We start from the raw sequence: 19,849 nt of genomic DNA on the forward strand, positions 1-19,849 counted from the left end.
CTCGACCGAGCGCGGCAGAGCTGGCGTCCAAATGAATGGAGGCAACACGAGAGACATGCTCGAGCGACACTTCAACGAGGATCGCCTCGCTGCCCTGTATGACTTGTTCTACCCGCCGGAACGGCGAGCGGACCTGGCCTTCTATCTCCCTCTGGTAATGTCCGCCCGGGCGGTGCTGGATGTCGGCTGCGGAACTGGTGCGCTGCTACGGATGGCTCGACAAGCTGGGCATTCCGGGCGGCTGTGCGGGCTCGATCCGGCTCTAGGCATGATCACCCAGGCCCGGAAGTGGCCAGATATAGAATGGGTGCACGGTGACCTCACCACGGTCAGGTGGGAGCAGGAGTTCGACCTGGTAGTCATGACCGGACATACCTTCCAGGAATTCATCGAGGATGACGAGATCCGCGCCGCGCTCGCGGCAGTCCGGGCGGCGCTCGTCGATGGAGGCCGATTCGCGTTCGAGACGCGCAACCCGCTCGACCGCGCGTGGGAGCGCTGGGACTCACAGTACTCAGGCGAGGTCGTCGATGCCACCGGTGCCGTTGTACGGGCTGAGTACCAGGTCGAGACGCCGGTGGAAGGGGACATCGTGCGCTACGTGAGCGTCTTTAGCAGCCCGGACTGGGACCAGCCCGAGGTGAGCCGAGGGGTACTCCGGTTTCTCGATGCTGAGAGACTGGCCGCATTCCTGTCCGACGCAGGCCTGGTCATCGAGGAGCAGTTCGGGGACTGGGCCCGGAATCCGCACACCGCCACCAGCCCCGAGATCATCACCATCGCTCGGAGGATCTGAGCCAGCAGGCTGTGGTCGAGAGGCACGAGAGTCAGGCCACGCACCCTCACCGGCGACAGTGCCGTTTGTGCCGTTTCAACCAATCCATAGGCAAGACCGCGCGTCGCGCTCTGCGTGTTTGGATTTTCAATCTCGCTACAACCGCACCAGTCCGAGCGGTGCCGCTGGGACCCCTCGCGACCACCCGGATGTCACGTTATCAGCAGTCAGTAGCACGACCCCGGCGCCGCTGGGGCTCAATATGGGGCATGGAAGGTGGCAAAGGCGCCAGCCCAGGCAGGTGGATTGGCCACGAGAGCCCGCGTATCGAACCAGCGGTTCTGCCCCTCCGCGATGGCGAGCGGCACGCAGCCTCTCGCGTGCACTGCGTCACTCGTGGCCGCACTCGCAACTTGCGTTGGCAGCGGCCCTGGCGCCTGGCAACCAGCGGTGGACGCAGCCATGCTCGTCTCCGGCGTAGCCACCGTGCCTGGCAATACCGGCGGAGTCGTCGCGAGTAGCACGCCGGTGGGCGTCATTTTTCCTGGCCGGCAGACGGGCTGCGGTGCCACCACGGATATCCCCGGCGGCGAAGGTGGCGTGGTGATTCTGACTGGGATCGGAGACGGGTTCAGCGTAGAACTCGAGAGGACTCCGGTACGACACCGTCTGGACGGCTTCTCCATCTCCAGGTATTGACATCGGGTCACGGGGTTGCTATCATGATAGTGGGTCCCGACGGTTCGCGGGAGGGAAATCGAAAGCCGAAAGGCGAGTAGAAAGTACCGAACAAGGATCGTCGGGACCTGTCTTTTTCCCTCCACCCGTCCCCACCCTCCAGGAAAGGAGATCGCGATGCCGATCTACGCGCTCTTGACCAGGCTCTCCCCAGCAACCCTCGGTGAGTGGGCCAAGTGGGCCGGCAAAGAGACCAGCGCCGACCCGAAAGTGATCGCCGAACTCGGCGAGCAGGTCACGCAGTCGCTCAAACAGCAGGTCCCTGAAGCCAGGTGGATCGCCAGCTACGCGGTCCTCGGCCCGTACGACTATCTCGATATCTTCGAGGCGCCGGATAACGAGACTGCCGCGAAGGTCGCAGCGGTCATCCGGACCCACGGGAACGCCACCACCGAGACTTGGCCACTCACGCCGTGGGACCGCTTCCGCGACCTGCTCCGCGCGATGGGTACACAGGGCATGTAGCTGTCCACTGGCCTGATCGGACACGCTCATCCCCTTCAGTCACCGGGCAAGAGCGTGCTCTGGGACTCCTTGGCGGGTTCGACCCGTCGCTCTCCCGGCATGCGGAGGCCACGGAGCAGCGCGAAGAGCGCCAGATCGTACACGCTCTTGAGGAGGCCTGCCGCGACCAGCGCGAGGCCCGAGACCGGGTTACTCCAGACGAGCCCAGCGGCTGCCGGGGCGATCGCTGATCCGGCGGTGCGAGCGGCGGCGGCTAACCCGGCGGCCGCCGCTCGCTCATCCGGCTCGACGAGCGAGAGCAGGAGCGCCTGGCACGGCGGCACGTCGAGCGTCGCCGTCAGATGCCGAATAACGAAGAGAGTCGCTGCCAGCTCGACGCTCGGCATAAGCGGCACGAGCATCAGGATCAGGTTAGCCGGCAGGTGGGTGAACACCATGGTGTTGACAGGGCCGAATCGCCGGGTCAGCGGGGCGGCGAGCAGCAGCGAGCCGGCCATCAGGAACTGCGCGAGGGAGAACATCATCCCCAGGGTGGCGGTCGAGGCACCGAACTTCTCCGCGAACCAGTAGGCGACTGCGCTCTGAACCGCCAGCCCTCCGGCGAAGGCGTCCACGGCGAAGAGCGCGGAGAGCGTCAGGATGAGCCGCCGCGAGCGGTGCAGTCCCAGGAGCGACAGGCCGCCGGCCTGCACGCGAGGCGGCGGCTCGATCGTCGCCGGCAGGCGGCTGAGCACTGCCAGGAGCAGCAAGCCGATGGCGGCTGCGCCGAGGAACACGGTCCGGTAGGCATCCGACCCGGTCATGCCCAGGGACTCGGGTGCCGAGGCTGCCAGCGCCCCGATCCCGCTGCCGAGCATGCTGACAAGCGTGTGAGCAGCGAGGAGACCTGTCCGCTGCTCGGCGCGGGTCGCTTCGGCCAGCGCGGCCTGCTCGAGCGAGAGCGCCGGGCCGGTATCGTAACCGGTCGGGCCGAGTGCCCCGACGAGCGCCGCTGCGAGCAACAAGGCCGGCAAGCTGCTGATGGCGAACACGAGACTGGCCACGACCAGCGCCAGTGTCGCCACCATCAGCAATCGCCGGCGGCCCAGCCGGTCGGCCAGCAAGCCGAAGAGTGCCGAACTGGCAGCGCCGCCAGCTAGCATCACGGTAAAGACCCCGCCGACGGCCACCGGCTCGAAGCCGAGCGCGCTCAGGTGCAGGCCGAGCACGACGGCCACCGCGCCGAGCGCCACGTGCCGGAGCCCGGCCGCAAGGAGCAGCAGCCAGACTGGCCTCGGCCAGCCCCAGCCGAACACGGCTTCCCTGTTCTTCCCCCTAATCCTGCTGGCCCGGGCTCCTTACAGGGCGCACACCGGCGAGGATTCGTCCGCCGGTGCTCGAGGAGCCGACGGCGATGATACGCTGACTGGGGCCCGCCTCCAGATACTGCCGCTCCCCGTCGGGCGGCGGCTCCCCTTGGCTGTCGCAACTGTGGTGCCGGAGCTCGAGGCGTTGCCTTACTTTCGCGCCCGCGCCTGCACGATGGCCCGGATCACCAGCAGCATGGCGATCGCCACGAGCTGCCCGCCGAGGATGATCCGGTTGACGTCCAGCGCCGGCTGCCAGGTGACTTGACCACCTTTGATAATGTACACGCCAGCCGGCCGCGCGCTCACGCCGAAGCCGCCTCCCCAGCCCCGCCCCTGCGCTTCACCCTCGCCGCTCCCACCCCCGGCGCCGCCGGAGATCTTCGCCACCGGGATGATGGTCACGCCGTCCCGCTCGTACGGATCGCCGAAGACCCGCTTCACGCTCATCGCGTCCTGTGCCTGGGCCAGAAGCTCGCGAATGTCCATGACTGCCCTCCCTGTCGTGTCCTCGCTGCCCGAGTCTACGGGCCGGACCGCCTATTCCTCCGGCTCGAGCGGGATGATGATCCAGAGGATCACGTAGGGAACCACCCCGGGTAGCCCGCCGGGAATGAAGAGCAGGATCCAGATGAAGCGCACCAGCCAGACGGGCACGCCGAACCGCTCGGCCAGGCCGCCCGCCACCCCGGCGATGATGCGGTGACGCCGTGAGCGGTAGAGCCCTCGCTGTGTAGCCATCGCTTCCTCCATTCTTCTACCGGGCGACGGTGCCATGCAGCAGCGGTTCGATCTCCGAGAGGAGCGCGTCCAGCTCGCGGAGATCGAACGCGTCGAGCGGGTTGCCGGCCACGCTGCGCAGGTAGTTCGTCCGGATGACGCCCCAGCGCCGCAGCACCTCCTTGTACATGGCGACACCGTGCAGGGCCTCGTAGTTCAAGAGCGGGAGCAACCGGGCGTGCAGGTCGCGGGCCGTGCGCTCGTCGCCTGCCTCCAACGCCTCCCAGATCCGGACATGCACATCAGCCATCTGGCAAGCCGGCATCGTCCCGCAGGCACCGCGCCGGTACTCGTCCAGCAGGTAGCGCCCGCCGATGCCTCCCATCACGCCCTGGAGACGCTGCCCGGCCTGCTCCAGCAGGGCTGAGATCGCCCGCCCCGGCGGCAGCGTCTCCTCCTTCACGTACCAGGCGTGGTCGATCTCGCTGACGAGCCGCGCGATGAACTCCGGCCCCAGGCGCGTGCCGAGCGGGGCATCGTGGTTCTGGATGAAGATCGGGATCGCGACGGCCTCGGCGAGCGCCCGGTAGTAGTCCCAGAGCGCGGCCGGCGGAACCGGTCGGGCGTGGGGAGGCATCGCCATCACCGCGCTCGCCCCGATCTGCTGCGCATGCCGGGCCAGCTCCACCGCCGCCTGCGCGCTTCCCGCGGTCACGCCGACGACGGTCGGCACGCGCCCGGCGACCTCCTCCACCATGATCCGGGCGAAGCGACGGCGCTCCTCGTCGGTGAGCGTCCAGAACTCGGAGGCGTTGGCCGGGCCGACGACCCCGTGCACCCCAGCATCCAGGCAGAAGCGGATCTGCCGGCGCAGGCTCTCCTCGTCGAGCGCCCCACCCTCGTCGAATGGAGTACAGAGGATCACATACACGCCGCGCATCTGCGATGCCATCGGATCCTCCTTCCCCTTCAGCGGATACCCCTGCCCCGAAGCACGCAGCCCAATCCAGCGAACGGCCGTGCAGCGTTCTTCAACCGGGGAAGTTACCTCGTACCGGCGCGGAGCTCTCGACGGTTTCACCCACCTCAACCAGCTCACCCAGGCGCTCGGCGATCAGTTCCGCCAGGTGCAGCGCTCGCAGCGCGCTCCCCCGCGCATGCAGCCCGCCACGGATCTGCATCAGGCAGCCCGGGTTATCGGCGACGATCAGATCGGCCCCAGTCTGCGTCGCGTTCTCCAGCTTGCGGGAGAGGATCGCCGCGGAGAGCTGCGGGTAGTCCACCGAGAACGAGCCGCCGAATCCGCAGCAGACGCTCGACTCGCGCATCTCGACCAGCTCGCAGCCCAGCACCTCGGTCAGGAGCCGGCGCGGCGCCGTATCGATCCCGAGCGCGTTGTGCGACTGGCAGGCGTCGTGATACGTCACCCGAGGGCCCGGCCGGGTCCACCGCTGCGGCCCGAGGGCTGCTATCCGGTCCAGGAAGGTCGTAAAGTCGATCAGTCGCTCCGCCTGCCGGGTCGCCCGCTCTCGCCATTCGGGTTCCGTGCGGAACAGATGCTGGTAGTCCTGCGCCACCGCCGCCAGGCAGCTCGTCGAATTGGTTACGACCCAGTCAGCTTCGGTCGCCTCCAGCATCTGGATCGTCTGCCGGGCCATGGCCCGCGCCCGCGGCCGATCACCCATGTTCGCCGCCACCAGCCCGCAGCAGTGCTGGTCGGACGGGAACACGACGCGACAGCCGCAGGCCTCGAGGACGCGCACGACCGCCTCGCCCATCTCGGGGAGCACCCGGTCGGTAAGGCAGCCAGGGAAGAACGCGACCGTTAGCCCGGCGGCGCGGCTGCCCTGGAAGCGCGGGGCGGGAGCCGGCCGCTCGTACCCGGCCCGGCCGGCCAGGTGGCGCAAGCGATCGCGCAGGGGTTTGCGCGCCGGGGCGATGAGATGCCGCCGCTCCGTTGCCCCGTTCAAGAAGGGAGTGCGTCCGAGGTACCCTTCGCGGTCGGCCAGCGGGGCGGTCACCAGCGCGGCTAGCCGGGCCCAGCGGTCGCCACTCCCCGGTTTCGTCCAGCGCTCCAGCACCTGCTCCTTCAGCCAGGGCAGCCCCAGGCGTTCGGCCACCCGGGCGCGCACGTCGAGGATCAACCGCGGGATCGGGATAGCCACTGGACAGACCAGCTCGCAGGCGTTGCAGGATACGCAGAGGCTCTGCGGGTCAGCGACCGGCTCCAGACCGTGATGGATCGCCGTGAGCGGCAGGCCGATCGGCCCGGTGTAGATGTGGCCGAAGAGGTGGCCGCTCACCACCTGGTACGGCGGGCAGACGTTGGAGCAGGCGCCGCAGCGGATACAGTAGAGCGTATCGACCAGCTCCGGGTCCTCGCGGGTCGCCAGCCGGCCGTTGTCGAGCAGCACGATGTGCAGCTCCTTGGGGCCGTGCGCGCCGCGCACCGGGGTCAACTCGATGTCCGATGTTCGACTCGGGCCGGTGATGAAGCTCACGCGCACGGTGAGCTTTTGGGCAGTCCCCGAGCGCGGCAGCAGCCGGAGCATGGCGGTCACGTCGTCGAGCGTGGGCACGATCTTCTCTACGCCCAGGACGGCCACGTGCACCGGCGGCAGCGTCGTCACCAGTTCGGCGTTGCCCTCGTTGGTCACGATGACAAGCGTGCCGGTCTCGGCCACGGCGGCGTTGGCGCCGGTGATGCCCATCCCCGCCTCGATGAAGAAGCGGCGCAGCTCCTGCCGGGCCACGGCCACCAGCTCCGGCGGATCGGGTGGGATCTCACGCCCGAGCAGCCGGCTGAACAGCGCGGCGATCTCCTCGCGGGACTTGTGGATCGCCGGCGCGATCAGGTGCGAGGGGTGCTCCCCAGCGAGCTGGATGATCCACTCGCCGAGGTCGGACTCGACGACTTGGATCCCAGCCTGCTCCAGCGCCAGGTTGAGCCGGATCTCCTCGGTCGCCATCGACTTGGTCTTGACCGCCAGCCGTATGCCGTGCCGCGCGGCGATGTCCCGGACGATCGCGCATGCCTCCTCCGGCGTGCCGGCCAGATACACCTGCGCTCCGACCGCCTCGGCCTCGCGGGTGAACTGCTCGATCAGCTCGGGCAACCGGGCGATGGCACTCTCCTTGCGGCGTCGCAGTTCCTGGCGCATGGCCTCGAAGTCGAGCCCGGCGAACGCCTGCGCGCGCCGCTCGCGAAAGGTCGACAGCGCCCGGTCGAGCGCGCGGGCCAGGTTCGGGTCGGCAATCGCGGCATCGAGCTCTCGCTGGAACGTCTTGCTACGGGCCGGCATCGCTAGGCCCCTCCCGTTGCGGCATCACGACTGGTCAGTCGAGAGAATCCTACTCCTTCCGGAGCGTCGCAGTACACGTATACGCTCTACGGGGCAGAGCCGGACGGGCCGATAGAGAAGATGGAGAGCTCGATGCGGGGGCTCGCGCCTAACCGATCGCGGGTTGTATCGCTCGGGATATTCGAGTTGGCCGGGATCAGCCACAGCCCGCGCGCACGGCGAGCCTGGCCAGGAGAGGACCGTGTCTCGAGGATCTTCCACCGCACCTAAGGGGCTCAGCATTTGGCAAGCCGTGGACCTCGGAGTAATCGCCTCCGGCGAGACGCGCTGGTATCGAACGCGGGTCGAGGAGCACGACCCGGCGACTGGCGAGCTTACCGTCGGCTGGCCGATGATCCAGCTCAGCTATGTCTCGGTTCATCGTGGCGACCTGGTCTATCTGGGGGCTCCGATCGCCAGCGACGCGCTCTACGTCGTCGAGTGCCTGGTCATGCAGGCTACGCTGGAACCGCAGGCCCGGCTACGGCTGCGCCCGGCTGGGGAGTGGCACCGCATGCAGCGGCGCGAGCATGTGCGCATCGAGGTGAGCATCGTTCCGGAAAGCGTGCATCTTCTGGTATCCGAAGGCGAGCCAGAGCCGCTCTCGGCACGGATCCTGGACCTCAGCGCCGGCGGCGCTCGCCTGCGCCTCGGAAAGCCGCTCCGCGTGGGCGACCGGCTGGCACTCGCGTTCACCGTACCAGGCTGCCCGGGGCCGATCTCGACCCGCGCCGAGGTTCGGCGCTGCTGGCCGGTCGAGCATGCTGATCCTCCGCGCTGGGATGCCGGCTGCCGGTTCGAGAACCTGGGGCAGCGCGAGACGGACCAGCTCGTGCGGTTCATCTTCACCCGCCAGCGCGAGCTGGCCCGCCAGCTCCGCGGCTAGGGGTAGGACGACCCCATCCGCAGCGACCTGAACCGTCACTGTGGGAACCGCGCATCCACCGCAGAGTCTAGTCGTGAGCCTCCATACCGGCTTCCCCCAGTCACTGAGGCACACAGGCACGACCGCCAGGGCAAGAGCACGTCCCCGCCCTTGCCCCTTGAGATCTGGCTCTCCAGCGCAGGTGAGTCCGGCAAGCACGCTCTGCTCTGCGGGTTACATACCGTCGATGGAGAGTGCTACAGGCTCGCCGAGGAACGCCCCGTATCGCTCGAGCGCCGCCCGGAGCGCGCGCTCCTCGGCGCGGGCGAGAGGCCGGTAGAGTGAGACCGTCACCTCGATGGATCGCCCCCGATTCTCACGCCAGCGTCCCACCATGCGGCCATTGAGCAGGATGACTCGAAGGAACGCTCCTCGATCCGTCACGAAGCCCGCGCGTTCCGGGCCCGAGAGAACGTCCCGGCTCTCGCTGTAGGCGATCACGATCTCGTCATACACGTGGACGAGGTTGGCTGCCGGGGAGGGCGGCGCCTCGCTGGCCGCTGCGGGGTCGAACCAGTAGGTCCGGCCGTCGACCTCGACCCGCTCGAGCTCGCCAGCGACTGCCTCGAGTCCTCGTCGCCCTTCGGCTGCGGTGAGGCTGGACCACTGTAGAAAGTCTCTCAAGGTCGCCGGGCCCCGGCTGGCGAAGTATCGGCGGGCGAGGAGCGCGAGCGCTTCATCCCGGCTCACGGCAGGCCCGGGCGGAACCCGCGCATCGAAGGCCGCGTAGGTATGCTGCTTCCCCCTCCGCGGGCCGCTGACGAGCACCCCGTCGAGCTCGGCCAGCATCAGCAAATGGGGCAGGCGCTGGCCAGCGGGATCGATACCTGCCCACTTGAGGGCATGGGCAAGCTCCTCACGGGTCTGTGGGTGCTCAGCCACCGCCCGCTCGAACGCCCGGTTCGCCCGCCGGCGAACCTCTGCGTCGAGCCCGAGCTCCCGGTGCCGCGAGGCCATCCGGCTGAGGATCCTCGGCGCGGTGAGGCCGAGCAGCCAGCGGAGATCCTCAGGGTGGACGAAGTGCCAGGTGGGCCGGAGGACGTGGGTACGGAGGATCCGGCCTTCTGTGAACGCCCGCTCTACGTCGTGGTCCGTCGCCGCTCCGGCTCGCTGCCCTATTGCCCACTTCGCTGGCGCGAAGTCCTGGGCTTGCATCGCTACGAGCCGTCGGACCACGTCCTCGGGCCGCTCTTCCCGGCGTCCCCAGAGCCCCTGCGCCAGCATCCTGCGCTGTGCAATCGCTTCCACATTCACGGCATATGACCCTCTGGGCCGGCGATGAGCCGGCGAGCGCTCAATCCGCAGCGCACCTCGGACATCGCCGAACCAGCCACCCGGCTTCCGGACAGCGCGCGAAACCGTGTACCCGACACCGCCAGCTTCCGGTTGCCGACCAGCACAGTCCGCTCCTCGAGCACCTCGGTACGCCTGGGCGTCCCCACAACATCTGCCAGGAGAACCCCCTCAGCCGAGCTCTTCGGCGAGCGCGACGATGATGCCCTCAGGGCCGCGAACGTAGCAGAGCCGGTATGTGTCATCGTATTGAACGACCTCGCCCATGAGTTTAGCCCCATGTGGGCGCAAACGCTCGAGGACATCCTCGATATCGTCGACGACGAACATGATGCGACGTATGCCCAGGGTGTTCACTGGCGCGTACGTCGGCTCAGGTTTGACCGCTGCGGGCGTGTGGAACTTGTCCAGCTCGATCCGAGCTCGGCCGTCCGTGGTCCGCATCATCACGATCTCGGATCGAACGTTCTCGAGCCGAACAATTCGGTCCACCCATGATCCCTCCACCGTCATCTGGCCCTCCAGCTCCATACCCAGGTCAACGAAGAACGCTTTTGCAGCCTCGAGGTCGTCGACCACGATGAGAACGTTGTCCATGCGTTTTAGCGTCATGCTCTTCCGTCCCTCACCTCACTGTGGATGTCCCGCGCTCGTCTCCGTTAGACTGCGGACACGCATCTGTTTCCGAACGATCCCGGACTTCCGTCCGGGGGTGGGAACCTCGCTGAGGCATCGGAAACCGGCAGCGCGGTCTGACGGTCCTGCGGTTCAGTCATCCCAAGAGCCGCCTGGCGGTCGCACCTGGCCGCGCCCTACCGGCTCCGATGAGGGCACCTCCGCCTCACCGGCCATCGCTGAGGTCACGGCCGCGCCCCGGGCCTGTCGCAGCGGGATCTCCGGGATAGCGGCCGTGACCAGGAGCGCCAACCCCAGGAAGATCGCCCCCACCGTGAACAGCTCGGTAATAGCGGAACTCAGGCTCAGGCGCAGCGCCAGCAGCACCTGATCGACGAGCTGCAGGCCGGCCGGTCCGAGCTGCCCGAACGCCTCCCGCAAGCGAGCCAGCGCCTCCACCGACACCAGCGCCTGCGGGTCGCGCAAGAGTCCGAGCTGCTCGGGCGTCAGCCGCTGGCGGACCGGTTCGGGCAGATTCGTCGCGAAGGCGCTGGTAAAGCGGTTGGTCAGTACCGAGCCCAGGATGGCGGCGCCCAGCGTCCCGCCGATCGAGCGGAAGAAGACCAGCCCCGCGGTGACTTCGCCCAGCACCTGCATCGGAAAGGCGTTCTGCACCACAATGGTGAAGAGACTCATCGTGGTACCGATCCCCAGGCCGGTGACCACCATGTTGCGCACCACTTCGCCGCTGGTCGTCTGCGGTGTCATCCGCGAGAGCAACAGCATGCCCACGGCAGCCAGGGCCACGCTACCGATGGCCAGCACCTTGTACCGCCCAGTGCGGGCCATGAGCTGACCTCCGATCACGCTGCTGGCGACGAAGCCCAACATCATCGGCGTGAGCACGGCCCCGGAACTGGTCGCCGTGTGGCCGAGCACGCCCTGGATGAAGAGCGGCAGGTAGAGAATGGTGCCGAACATGCCGACGGCCATGAAGAACCCGGCCATCACGGAGAGCGTATAGATGCGGCTGAGAAAGAGCCGCGGGTTGACGACCGGCTCGGCTGCCCGCAGCTCCACCAGGACGAAGCTGACCAGCAGTGCCGCCGCCAATGCGAGCAGGCCAACGATCTGCAGCGAGCGCCAGGGATACTCGATCCCCGCCCAGGAGAGCGCGAGCAGCAATGGGACCGTCCCGGCAATCAGGGTGGCGGCACCCAGGTAGTCGATCGTGTGAGGCCGGCGGCTCAGCCGCCCGGGGATGGTGAGACCGGCCGCGAGCAGTGCTACGGCTCCGACCGGCATGTTGACGTAGAAGGCCCAGCGCCACCCCCAGTGATCGGTGATCCAGCCTCCCATCGTCGGGCCGACGATCGCCGTCAGGCCCCAGACGGCCGCGAAGACGCCCTGCCACTTGCCCCGCTCGGCCGGCGGCAGCAGGTCGCCGACGATAGCCAGCGCGATCGGGAAGAGCGCTCCAGCACCCAGCCCCTGCACCGCACGAAAGACGATTAACTGGGTCATCGTCTGGGACAGCCCGGAGAGCGCCGAGCCCAGCAAGAAGATCCCCATTCCGAGCAGAAAGAACCGGCGCCGACCATAGATGTCGGACAGCTTGCCGTAGATGGGGACGGTCACAGTGGAGGCCAGCATGTAGGCAGTGAACACCCAGGCGTAGTGCTCGAGTCCCCGGAGCTCCGCGATGATCCGCGGCATAGCTGTGCCCACGACCGTCTGGTCGAGCGCGGCCAGCAGCATTCCGAGCAAGACGCCGGCCAGCACCAGCCAGACGCGGCGCCGGCTGACCGGATTCAGGTAAGACTCTGAAGTCATCTGAGTTCTCCCCTTCGTAACGCTCCGCTCCTGCAAGAGCGTGGCGCGCTCCACGACCTCCGACGACCGGTCACAGTTCCGCCGCGGCCGGGATGACCTCGCGACCGATGATCTCCAGCGGCTCGATCCGCTCTACGCCCAAACCCAGCCGAAGGCCGTCTCGATCCCGAGGCTTGCCAGCCAGCGGACTCTGCCGAGCAGCTCGCCAACCTTCTCACCGCACGGCCCGGCGTCGCAGCCGACGAGACCAATCGCCGCTCTGCTCAGCGGATGCCCACTCCCAGATGAGTGCGGGGATCTCGTCGATCTGAGTGGCCACTGGTTCTCCTCTCGCGTTGGCTGGCCCACCATCCCGGCGCCTCGCTGTCCTCCCGCATCGTGGATGGGTCAGGCGGCGCGTGCTGCCTCGTTGCCGCTGGTGGAGCCGCGCGCGGCGACCACCAGCCCCCACGCCAGCGCGATCAGGATGGCGACGTGGTAGACGATATCAGGCACGGTGCGGGGGCCGATGCCGATCGCAATGGTGAACACCCCCACCAGCGTGCCCAGCAGCGCGAACGCCAGGGCGAAAAGGCCGATCGGCCGCGTCCAGGCCGGCAGGACGAGGCTCAACGCCAGCCCGGCCAGCAGCACGGCCGCGATGACTGTCTCGGCGATAGCCGCCTCCCGGTGCCCGTAGCCAGCGACCAGCAGGCCATCGTGGATCGACGCCGCAAGCAGGAAGGTCGCTCCGGTGAAGAGCAGGAAGAGCCGGATCGTTCGCTTCATAAGACCACTCCTCTCCGCTTGCATCGGCGCTCTCCCGATCAGCCGGGACGACGCGGCTCACCCTCCACCACCAGCTCCGTCTCGCGACCAGCGGTCTGAAGCGTACCAGCTTTCGTCGATGGCTCGGCCCGCGCGAGCCGGGCCGTGGTGCCGAGTACCGCGAGCGCGTTGACCGCGTGCAGCGCGGCCGCATAGGGCACGGTGAAACGGAACTCGGCGAGGGCGTACTGCACGATGTACAGCACGAAGAGCAGTGTCGACAGGACAATGCGCTGGCGCCCCAACCCTCCGACCACCGCAAGGATCGCAAGGATGATGACGATAAGGCCGAGCACGTGACCCCAGAAGGCATGCACGGCGAACGACGTCGCGCCGAAGGCAGCCGCGCCTGCCAGGTATAGCTGGATCAGCAGGCCCGCCAGCGTGAGCCAGGCGAGGCCCCGGTGGAGCTGAGACACGAGCGCTCTCATCGTCTACCCCTCTCCGTTTCAGGAGTGGGCCGCCAGTTCTCCGAAAGGAACCGGCAGCCCACCACGCATCACTCGCCTTACGACCCGGTCACGGTGAACTCACCCTGCATCCCGAGGCGGGCGTGTCCGCCCACAGTGCACTCGTACGAGTAGGTCCCCGGTTGCAGCTCCACCGTGAGCTGCGCTGACTCACCGGGCTGGAGCATGGGCGTTCGCTCGTCGACGCCGTCCCCGCGAATCCGGAAGTCGTGCGGCACCTGGCCCTGATTCTCGACGACGAACGTCACCGTACCGGCAGGAACCTGGAGACTATCGAGCGCCAGCTCGAACTCGCTGGCCACGACCCGCACCGTGTTCCCTGCACCCGGCGTGCCGCTCGGCACCACCGCTGTCGCTGCGGCGGGGGGCTTTCTCACCTGCCCGTCCCGCCAGGCACCCGCCCCAACCCAGCAGGCCGCGGCGATAAAGGTGACTGCGAGGCAGGTCACCAGCAGCAGCCCAACGCCGAACAGCAAGGCAGCGAGGCCTTTCCAGGAACGGCGCTCAGCGTTCATCGCGTCTCTCCTTTCCCTCGATCGGTCGTCTCCTCGACCGGACTCTCACGTCACGAGGGAAAGGCTAGGAGCGCGGTGTCGCATGTCCTTCGCGGGTCTGTCGCAAAACTGTCGCAGACTGTGAGGTCGTGAGAGAGAGCGGTTCAGCGTGCCGCCCGCGCGACCGGCAGGCGCAGGGTGAAGCAGCTCCCCTCGCCGGGAATGCTCTCGACAGCGACCGAGCCGCCCATCGCCTCGGTCAGCTCCTTCACCAGCGCCAGCCCGAGCCCGGTGCCGCTCTCATCGCGCTCTCGGGCGTTGCCACCGCGATAGAACCGGTCCCAGATCCGTGCCAGATCCTCCGAGGGGATCCCCTCACCGGTGTCCTTCACCTGAATGATGAGCGCCGAGTCCTCAGCCAGAGCGCTAAGCAGGACCAGGCCACCAGGCGGCGTGTGCCGGACGGCGTTCGCCAGCAGGTTACGGACTACTTGCTCGAGTCGATCCGGATCGACCAGGGCGGGGGGCAGAGCGGCCTGAGTCTCTGCCAGCACCTCTACCCGCCCGCGCTCCCAGGCCAGCGGAGCCACCGCCTCGGCGCAGCGCCGAACCAGCGCGGCGACGTCCGTGGGTTGAATCGCCAGCGGCAGGCGGCCGATCTCGGCACGCGAGAGGGTGAAGAGATCCTCGATGAGCCGCTGCAAGCGCTCGATCTCGCTCGCCATCACTTCCAGGTCCTGGCGGAGCGTCGCTGGCGGGATGCCGTTCCAGTGGGCCAGTGCCGACTCGAGGTAACCGCGGACCGTGCTCACCGGGGTGCGTAGCTCGTGGGAGACGGCCGCAACCAGCTCGCGCCGCGCCTGGAGCAGGCGAGCGACCGCGTCGCGCTCCTCCTGGAGCTCGTTCAGGGTTCGCTCTAGCTCGCTCGCCATCGCGTTGAAGTCCGCCTGTAGCCGGGCCACCTCATCCTCCCCGTTGACCGGTACGCGAGCAGCCAGATCTCCAGCCCGGAGTGCGCTGGTCGCGGTTGCCAGCTCTTCCAGGCGGCGGGTCGTCCGCCGCAGGGCCACGTACGAGATGACGGCAGCAGGCGGCAGAATGAGGACGAGGGCAGCCAATCCTAGCCCGAGGATCGCGGTGACAGGGGCCAGGACACGTGTCGTGAGCCAGGTCAGGAAGGTTGCGGCCGGACCAGCGCCCTCGGGCAACGACTCTGGGCCGAATGGAGGTTCATATGGGCTGGTGAAGTACGCTGCTGCCGCGAGCAGCATGAGCAGCGCCGCCACGCCCATAGCAAGGGTCAACCCGGCGACGAGCTGGGCGTGGGTGAGCGCCCACAGGAGCCGCGTCCGGCGCAGGCGATCCCAGGCTGGCCAGGCGAGCACTGCTGCGCGGCAGAGAAGGTAACCGCCGCTGCTGTTGGCCATCGCTGCCACGGCGAAAGCGAACGCAGAGACGACATAGACAGGCCGGTCGAAGGTGGCGGCGGGGTCGTGGAACGCGATCCAGAACGCAGCGACGAGGTGGCCGCTCAGGACTCCGGCCCCAATGGCGAGCTGAAGCATCACGAAGAGCGGAAGCTCAGCACGCGCAATGCGCCACCGGCTGCCGCTCGGACGGGGTAGGCGGACCGCGCTGAGTAACCCGCTCAGCAATCCGGTATAGACCATGGTGATCCCGAACACGGGCCAGGGATCGCTTGCGGCAGGCGGCGCACCAGGATGGGACACTCCCAGCCCGAGCACTGGACGGAGCACTGCCGCTACGGGGAACGTGAGCGTAAAGGCAAAGATCCCCACCTCGAGCAAGCCGCGGCGCCGGGTGGTACTCGGAAGCTTCAGACGCATGGCCGACGCTCCTAGCCAGGCGGCTGGAGCGGGCGCAGCCGGTAGCCGACGCCCCAGACCGTCTCGATCCGCTCTCCGAGCGGCCCAAGCTTCCGGCGCAGCCGGTGGATCGCATTGTCGACGGCGCGGTCGCCCACCACCGGCTCGTCCCACACGGTATCCAGCAGGTAACTGCGGCTGAACGCCCGGCCGGGGTTGCGGAGGAGCAGGTGCAGCAAGCGAAACTCGTTGGGAGTCAGGTCGAGCGGCCGACCGTCGAGCGTCGCGTCGTGCTGGTCGGGGTCGAGGTGTAACGGGCCGTAGGAGACCGGCATACGGCTGCCTTCGCGGTCGGCCGCGAGCGCCTGGCGCAGCAACTCGGCCCGGCGGAGCAACGCGCGCACCCGGGCAATCAGCTCGCGCATGCTGAACGGCTTGGTGAGGTAGTCGTCCGCGCCCAGCTCCAGGCCGATGACGCGATCGACCTCCTCGCTTCGCGCGGTCAGCATCAGCACCAGCGTGCCCGAGGACCGGCGCAACTCGCGCAGCACCTCGAGCCCGTCGAGTTCGGGGAGCATCCAGTCGAGCACGATCAGGTCCGGCCGCTCGCGCTCGTGAAGCGCCAGCGCGGTTCGCCCATCGGCCGCGTGCAGGACCTGGTAACCGGCAGCCTCCAACTCGCGCCGAATCACGCGGGCCAGGTCGCGGGCATCTTCAACTAGCAGGATCGTCGCCATGGTCGATATCCCACGAGGTCACCGCACACCGGCCATTATGCCCCACCGGCCAACTGGCGGAGATCTCGCGTGCTGGTGCGGAGATGGGGCGACCAGTATCAGAAGCTGCCACCCGAAGCGGCGCTGCCCGAGGAAGCCGCAGTGCCGCCACCGGTCGCAGGGCTGACACTCGCGTGGAAGGCTGCCCAGTACGGATAGAAGCCGCCTTCCCAGGCTTCGGCTCCCAGCGTGCGCCCCAGCCAGGCCGGCGCATAGCCCCGCTCGCTGGCCTCTTTCAGCCGCTTGTCCAGAGCGCCGCCTGCCTGCATCGCGACGGCGTAGGGGACAACCTGATCCAGGTTCAGCTCGAGATTGGGGTCGCGTCTCGCTGCCTCCAGACCGGCGAGGTAACCACGCCAGGGAGCTGCCGCCGCTTCGCCCTCTGTGGTCGTTTCCGGCAAGCCCGCACCCAGCGCGATCGCCATAATCCCCGTACCCCCGAGCAGCGCAACCCCGATCACACCCCAGGGCTGCTGGCCCACGAGCACCGGGAGTAGCGCCAGAAAGGCGAGGACGATCCCGGCGAGCCCGGCCAGGTAAAGCGGTCGACGCCGCGCGCGTGCCGCGGGGTCGAACCAGCCGCGCGCTTCCAGCTCCGCCCGCAGAGCCGCTCGCGCTGCTTCCCATCGCCCGCGTACCCGGCGCAGCCGGTCGCTCGGGACCAGACCTCCGTCCGCCGCCTCCGCCGTCAGCGCATCCCAGACAGCCCGCTCGAAGGGATGCTCGATCAGGCTGGAGTCCAGCAGGCGAATCTGGACCCTCTTCCTTCCGGCCGGCTCGATGGCCAGTGCCCCGCGCCGGGCGAGGTCCAGGATTGTCGCCTCGAGCTGGGCATCCTCGATCCGACCGCGGGCGAGAGCGCCGGCCAGGGCGGGAGGCAGCTCGGCTGGCGCCTGGGTAGTCGGCACGATGGGCGCGATGGTAGACGGGCGGGAACGCCAGCGCTGGGCGGCGAAGAGGCCTAGACCGGCCGCCAGGGCAAGAGCGATGATGTTGAGCGGGACCCCGGCGAAATCGGACATCGCGCGCTCGAACTCGCTGGGCGGCGGCGGGCCGGCGGCCAGGTTGCGAGCCACCGCATCGAGCCCGATCGCGATCCCCTCAGCGATCCGGCCATCGCGCAGCAGCTCCAGCATCTGCTCGGAGATTTGGTCGAGCTGACCCTGATCGAGCACGCCGCCGCGCGCGTGCGCCTCGCCGGCGACGATAGCGAAGTCGCCGTGCTCCAGGTTGCCCGGCACCAGGTTGAAAAAGATGACAAGGCCATCCCGCGCGCCGGGAGTAGACTGGATATCCCAGTCATCCATCAACGCCCGGGCGTCGTTGACCGTTTCCTCGAAGGTCGCGTCTCGAGCGCGCAGATAGACGACGACCGGAGCGCCAGCCTGCTCCACAGCCAGAGCGCGCTGCTCGAGCTCGGCGATCTCGAAGGGGGAGAGGACTCCAGCGCGGTCATAGACATGCCGGCCAGGCTCAGGCTCGCCGAAGTCCTGGGCAGCCACGCTGGCTGTGACGAAAACGAGCAACGGTAACAGGACCACCAGCGAGGCAACCAAGCGTCGCACGCGGTGCCGGGTCACGAATTACCTCCAGACTCTTCGTTTCGTTCTCCACCGCGATCATATTACAGCGCAGCATCGATCGCCCCGGATGCCAGCAGGACGTGAGCGAGGCAGATCTCGTGGGCACTGCCGTGCGAGTGAGCTCGCAAAGATCCCCTGCCGGCACGATCAAACGCTAGGCCCGGCGACCGGCGACGGACCCGGCACAGTCCACATCGATCGGATGCGCGGGCGAGCGGTGCCGCGCGGATGGAGGAGCGGTGAACGATCCGGATCTCCTGGACAGCAGCGGTCCTCATGGACTACACTACCTGCGCCAACGCGATATCGAAGCGGCGGCGAAGAGGAGAGTACCCGGCGGGACCGGTACAGAGAGCCGCGGGAGCTGAGAGAGCGGTCCGTTACCGCCGGCGAAGAAGGCCTCGGAGCTTCGCCCCGAGCCCGCGCTCGCGGGGGTAGGCGGCGACGGCCGGTTCCCGTTAGCGAACCGCTGTGCCTCGCAGCGAGGCACAGGCTGAGGCCGCGACCCGCGAGGGCGCGGCGAAGCGGGGTGGTACCGCGAGAGTGGACCGCTCGCCCCCGTTCGGGTGAGCGGTCTTTCGATTTCAGCGGCAGCGCGGTGATGGTGGATCGAGTAGCGACGTCCATCGCTGGGACAGACGAGGCATCTGGCACCCGGCATCAGTGCCGGGCGAGCCAGGTCGCACTCCGCCACCCGGCGGGTCGATTCCCCAGCCCGAGCGTCCTCGTGTCTCGATCGGCGGTTCCGGGCAGACCCCGCGCTGATCGCTGGCACCGGTCCCCTCTCTGGTGGACCGGCAACGCCAAACGCACGGGGCAGGCAGCCAAAGCGAAACGGCTGCTCTGCCCAGCGATGGTGATGCCGGTTGATGGTGTCGAGATGCGCCAGAGAGGTCGGATCGATGAGCCACGATATCAGGATCGCACTCGTGCATGGCCCACTGCGGGCCGAAGAGCAGCTCCTCCTCGCCGAGTTCGACCGGCGGGGCATCCAGTGTGACCGTATCCACGACCGGACAGCGCGGATCGATCTCACCGGCCCGCCCTGGCCCTACGACGCCGTGCTAGGCCGGAGCGTCAGCCAGCAGCGCGCGCTGCACATCGCGACCGTCTGCGCGGCCTGGGGCATTGCTACCGTCAACCCACCGCAGGTACTCGACGTCTGCAACGACAAGCTACGGACCTCGGCGGCACTGGCGGCAGCCGGCGTGCCCCAGCCGCGCGTGATCATCGCCTTCAGCCCTGAAGAGGCGCTGGCGGCGATGGAAGAACTGGGCTATCCCGTCGTGGTCAAGCCGCCGCTCGGCTCCTGGGGCCGGTTGCTGGCGCGGGTCAACAGCCGGGCGGCCGCCGAGGCGTTGGTGCGGCACAAGACCGAGCTCGGAGGGTTCCACCACGGCACCTTCTACATCCAGGAGCACGTCGAGAAGCCAGGGCGCGACATCCGGGCCTTCGTCATCGGCGAGGAGACCATCTGTGCGATCTACCGGACCTCGGAGCACTGGATCACTAACACGGCGCGCGGCGGCCGAGCTTCCAACTGCCCGGTCACGCCGGACCTGGCCGAGCTCTGCGCGCGGGCAGCGCGGGCGGTGGGTGGCGGCGTGCTCTCGATCGACGTCTTCGAGCACCCCGAGCGCGGGCTCCTGGTGAACGAGGTCAATGCGAACACGGAGTTCCGCAACAGCATCCAGCCGACCGGTGTAAACATCCCGGCGCGCATCGTCGACTACGTGTTGGAGCAGGCGCGCAGCGAGCGTCCATGCCCGGTTGCCTCGATGCCGCTCGCCGCGCACTGACAGGACACCATCGTCCTGCACTGCGACCACGTCAGGGGGATGA

General features: G+C 68.2%; 18 protein-coding genes. 4 read left to right on the forward strand and 14 right to left on the reverse strand.

Annotation, left to right across the window (positions count from 1 at the left end):
- Positions 1 to 55 precede the first annotated feature (55 nt).
- A complete protein-coding gene (locus tag NET02_RS10835; protein WP_284057431.1) occupies positions 56 to 796 on the forward strand; it encodes a class I SAM-dependent methyltransferase in 741 nt (246 codons plus the stop codon).
- Between the two features lie 834 nt (positions 797 to 1,630).
- The gene (locus NET02_RS10840; RefSeq protein ID WP_284057432.1) at positions 1,631 to 1,978 is read left to right on the forward strand and encodes a GYD domain-containing protein; all 348 of its coding nucleotides are present in this window, start codon (positions 1,631 to 1,633) and stop codon (positions 1,976 to 1,978) included.
- Positions 1,979 to 2,013: 35 nt separating this feature from the next.
- Here the strand turns inward: NET02_RS10840 and NET02_RS10845 are convergent, their stop codons facing one another.
- The 5 genes from NET02_RS10845 to NET02_RS10865 form a co-directional block, all read right to left on the reverse strand.
- Positions 2,014 to 3,273 (reverse strand): MFS transporter, encoded by a 1,260-nt coding sequence (locus NET02_RS10845; RefSeq protein ID WP_284057433.1) that lies wholly within the window; start codon positions 3,271 to 3,273, stop codon positions 2,014 to 2,016.
- A gap of 201 nt (positions 3,274 to 3,474) precedes the next feature.
- Complete coding sequence (locus NET02_RS10850; RefSeq protein WP_284057434.1) at positions 3,475 to 3,813, reverse strand: spore germination protein GerW family protein; 339 nt, start codon at positions 3,811 to 3,813, stop codon at positions 3,475 to 3,477.
- 51 nt (positions 3,814 to 3,864) lie between these two features.
- Positions 3,865 to 4,065 (reverse strand): PspC domain-containing protein, encoded by a 201-nt coding sequence (locus NET02_RS10855; protein WP_284057435.1) that lies wholly within the window; start codon positions 4,063 to 4,065, stop codon positions 3,865 to 3,867.
- A gap of 16 nt (positions 4,066 to 4,081) precedes the next feature.
- Positions 4,082 to 4,996 (reverse strand): dihydrodipicolinate synthase family protein, encoded by a 915-nt coding sequence (locus tag NET02_RS10860; RefSeq protein ID WP_284057436.1) that lies wholly within the window; start codon positions 4,994 to 4,996, stop codon positions 4,082 to 4,084.
- A 79-nt stretch (positions 4,997 to 5,075) separates the two neighbouring features.
- On the reverse strand, positions 5,076 to 7,346 hold the full coding sequence (locus NET02_RS10865; RefSeq protein WP_284057437.1) for an LUD domain-containing protein: 2,271 nt from the start codon (positions 7,344 to 7,346) through the stop codon (positions 5,076 to 5,078).
- Between the two features lie 241 nt (positions 7,347 to 7,587).
- Here NET02_RS10865 and NET02_RS10870 point away from each other — a divergent pair, with 241 nt between their 5' ends.
- Positions 7,588 to 8,271, forward strand: a complete 684-nt coding sequence (locus NET02_RS10870) for a flagellar brake protein (protein ID WP_284057438.1) — start codon at positions 7,588 to 7,590, stop codon at positions 8,269 to 8,271.
- A gap of 213 nt (positions 8,272 to 8,484) precedes the next feature.
- On the opposite strand, the gene NET02_RS10875 is transcribed toward NET02_RS10870, so the two are convergent.
- The 9 genes from NET02_RS10875 to NET02_RS10915 form a co-directional block, all read right to left on the reverse strand.
- Entirely contained in the window at positions 8,485 to 9,564 is a 1,080-nt protein-coding gene (locus NET02_RS10875) for a winged helix DNA-binding domain-containing protein (RefSeq protein ID WP_284057439.1), read from the reverse strand.
- Positions 9,565 to 9,774: 210 nt separating this feature from the next.
- A complete protein-coding gene (locus tag NET02_RS10880; RefSeq protein WP_284057440.1) occupies positions 9,775 to 10,215 on the reverse strand; it encodes a VOC family protein in 441 nt (146 codons plus the stop codon).
- Positions 10,216 to 10,371: 156 nt separating this feature from the next.
- Entirely contained in the window at positions 10,372 to 12,051 is a 1,680-nt protein-coding gene (locus NET02_RS10885; protein WP_284057441.1) for an MDR family MFS transporter, read from the reverse strand.
- Positions 12,052 to 12,438: 387 nt separating this feature from the next.
- Positions 12,439 to 12,819 carry a hypothetical protein gene (locus tag NET02_RS10890; RefSeq protein WP_284057442.1) on the reverse strand — a complete coding sequence of 127 codons (381 nt, stop codon included), beginning with the start codon at positions 12,817 to 12,819 and terminating at the stop codon, positions 12,439 to 12,441.
- Positions 12,820 to 12,857: 38 nt separating this feature from the next.
- Positions 12,858 to 13,289 (reverse strand): DUF6220 domain-containing protein, encoded by a 432-nt coding sequence (locus NET02_RS10895; protein WP_284057443.1) that lies wholly within the window; start codon positions 13,287 to 13,289, stop codon positions 12,858 to 12,860.
- 77 nt (positions 13,290 to 13,366) lie between these two features.
- Positions 13,367 to 13,843, reverse strand: a complete 477-nt coding sequence (locus tag NET02_RS10900) for a cupredoxin domain-containing protein (RefSeq protein ID WP_284057444.1) — start codon at positions 13,841 to 13,843, stop codon at positions 13,367 to 13,369.
- A gap of 143 nt (positions 13,844 to 13,986) precedes the next feature.
- Positions 13,987 to 15,669 (reverse strand): sensor histidine kinase, encoded by a 1,683-nt coding sequence (locus NET02_RS10905; RefSeq protein ID WP_284057445.1) that lies wholly within the window; start codon positions 15,667 to 15,669, stop codon positions 13,987 to 13,989.
- 11 nt (positions 15,670 to 15,680) lie between these two features.
- Positions 15,681 to 16,385, reverse strand: coding sequence for a response regulator transcription factor (locus NET02_RS10910; protein ID WP_284057446.1), 705 nt, complete (start codon positions 16,383 to 16,385; stop codon positions 15,681 to 15,683).
- Between the two features lie 98 nt (positions 16,386 to 16,483).
- Entirely contained in the window at positions 16,484 to 18,004 is a 1,521-nt protein-coding gene (locus NET02_RS10915; RefSeq protein WP_284057447.1) for a DUF2207 family protein, read from the reverse strand.
- 905 nt (positions 18,005 to 18,909) lie between these two features.
- Here NET02_RS10915 and lysX point away from each other — a divergent pair.
- Positions 18,910 to 19,806 (forward strand): lysine biosynthesis protein LysX, encoded by an 897-nt coding sequence (lysX, locus tag NET02_RS10920; protein WP_284057448.1) that lies wholly within the window; start codon positions 18,910 to 18,912, stop codon positions 19,804 to 19,806.
- The last annotated feature ends 43 nt before the right edge of the window (positions 19,807 to 19,849 follow it).

The sequence above is a fragment of the Thermalbibacter longus genome, from assembly GCF_023806485.1.
Taxonomy (GTDB): Bacteria; Chloroflexota; Chloroflexia; order Thermomicrobiales; family Thermomicrobiaceae; genus Thermalbibacter; species Thermalbibacter longus.